Here is a 2,248-nt window from a genome sequence, read left to right as displayed (position 1 = left end):
TTGCTGCCCTTATGTATCTTTATGCTTTGCGGCCTGCCAGAACTTTTTCCTGGCAGGCCGCTTTTCGACAAGCTGACAGGGAGTGCGCTATGCACTCCCTGTCTTATTCGTCACTCAATCAAGGCTACGATTTGATTCACTGTCTCAGCATCCGTGTGTAGTTGTAAATAGGGGATGATCGAGTGGAAATTCTTTTTCTTCACCCCGGAGATCATTCTAATATCCGACCAATAGAAGGGCTTACCCTGCACTCTTAATCTCTGATATGCCCAAATGATCTTCCTGGCCCAGCTCTCAGGATAGGATTCGGTATATCGTTCAAAGATGGCTCTGCACCTTGGCATATTTTCCAACTGATGTCCCAGCAAGCCCATTTCTCGATACACAAGTCTCTCTGATACTCGTTCGGGCCTGCCGTTCTCATTAGCTGTCCCATCATATACACTTTGGACAAATCTTTCTAATATGGGGGCTGTGTTCGTATCTAACTGCACCCAGTCTACCGGGGCAGTCTCTTTCATATAATGGCTATCCTGTTCCTGCTGAATCTGTTCTAGGGTCAGGGTTGGAGAGGTTAATTCTTCTGACTTCATCCCCAAGAAGAAAGCAACCTGACAGACAACAGAGAAATCAGATCGACTCCCCAGCAATACTCTCTGAATCTGGTACATACTCACTATGTTATATAGTCCCATCTCTCTGTAGAACACCTTCAGATCATCAGCAAGCATCTTCGTATACCTGCTTCGGCCCGATGGTTTCAAATACTTCGTCTGGCTCAGGCCATCATACAGGATAGAACTCACTGGAATATCCTTGTTAAAATCTATTGGAGCATCGAATACAGATTCCAGATACATTGCATATCGAACCATCAGTTGATCTTCCTCAAAGACAGTTTCATCGTAGACTATGCAATGTTCAGCAGGACAGAAAGTGAAGCTCTGTTCACTCTTTGCAGGAACATTGGATTCTACAAGCCTACACCTGTGCTTCGTGCAGATACTCATGTTTCGGATTTGGTGTTTCCGATGCCAATAGGCTTCACCATATGTCTTCCTATCATCCTCAGCACACAACGGACAGAACCGCAAGTATTGTTCCCCCTCAGACCGAGGGAGAACACAGAACAGGTGGTGTACATCACAGTTATCATGTCCTAGCCGATACAGGGCAGTATTCTTTTGCTCTAAGGGAATGAAGCGAGCATACTGAGGGTACATTGTATGTTCCAGTACCAGCTTGTCCGGGGAATATATCTTTGCAATCTGCTCCATGGTCCCCGGATTGAGATTCCCGATAAACTCCTTGCTGGGATTGTCAGACCGCTTGCAATACAGCTCCTGCATAGCTGATTTACTTGAAAAGAATCCAGAATGGACATAGTATCGACAGAGCCAGCTATACACCAATTCATCAGGATAGATGGCAGGGAAGTAGGAGATCATACAGCCACCTCCACTACTGGCAGATGATTCTTCAATAACTCCACGATGTCTATATCCTTGGTCTTGGCCTGGGATACCAACCCAGCAATCGTAAAGTCTCCATCTGTCTCCATATTTGCATTAGCCTTGGTAACGACCATCTTTCTTTTGGGCTTTGTGGTCTGGCACTTCTGCCGGGGCTGGATGAACCCATGCAACATAGATAGCCTTTGCTGATAGGCTTCGTTTAGAGATTCCAGGTTTAGAACTTCTCTACCGTTGAGAATAGCAATCTCCTGAGTGTCGTGGATAAGGGACACCACCACAGAGATATTTCCAGAAGTATGTTCATAGAGCCATTCTGTAATGCCATTGGTGATCTCTGTCCTCTGCTTCACATACTGGTAGGAGTACAGAACTTCACAGAACATCTTGAAGTCCTCCCCATACTCCATCACATCATATCTCAGCCCCAATGACCTCCGAGCAAGTTGCATAGCCTGTTCAAAGAACACAGCACTCTCAGGTGTACCTACCATACAGATTGAAATACCGCTGTTGTTGATAAGTTGAGTGAGCATCCCCACAAGGCTCTTGCCATTCTTGCTGTTGCAGACATTCTGAATCTCATCTACCACTAACAGGCCAATGTGGTTCAAGGCTACCTGACTGACACTCCCAATCAGCATATCCGTAGTAGTCCTGGCTCGTAGTGCATTGGGATAATAGTTACCGCCGATTACTTTGATTTTGTCAATATTAGTTGACACATTTTCCACAAGGATTTTGAATCCTAGGCAGTCTCTTTCTTTTTCAGGGAA

Annotated in this window: 2 protein-coding genes; both read right to left on the bottom strand. The window is 45.5% G+C overall.

Going from position 1 to position 2,248, the window contains the following annotated elements:
* Positions 1–110: 110 nt before the first annotated feature.
* Complete coding sequence (locus D1159_RS18710) at positions 111–1,448, bottom strand: TniQ family protein (RefSeq protein WP_161847098.1); 1,338 nt, start codon at positions 1,446–1,448, stop codon at positions 111–113.
* On the bottom strand, positions 1,445–2,248 hold an 804-nt coding region (locus D1159_RS18705), incomplete at its 5' end, for a TniB family NTP-binding protein (protein WP_202621168.1). The genes D1159_RS18710 and D1159_RS18705, both read right to left, overlap by 4 nt.

This window comes from Pseudoflavonifractor sp. 524-17, assembly GCF_009935845.1.
Lineage (GTDB): Bacteria > Bacillota > Clostridia > Oscillospirales > Oscillospiraceae > Pseudoflavonifractor_A.
The sequence above is the reverse complement of the archived record's forward strand: the minus strand, read 5'-3'. Positions and strand labels throughout refer to the sequence as shown.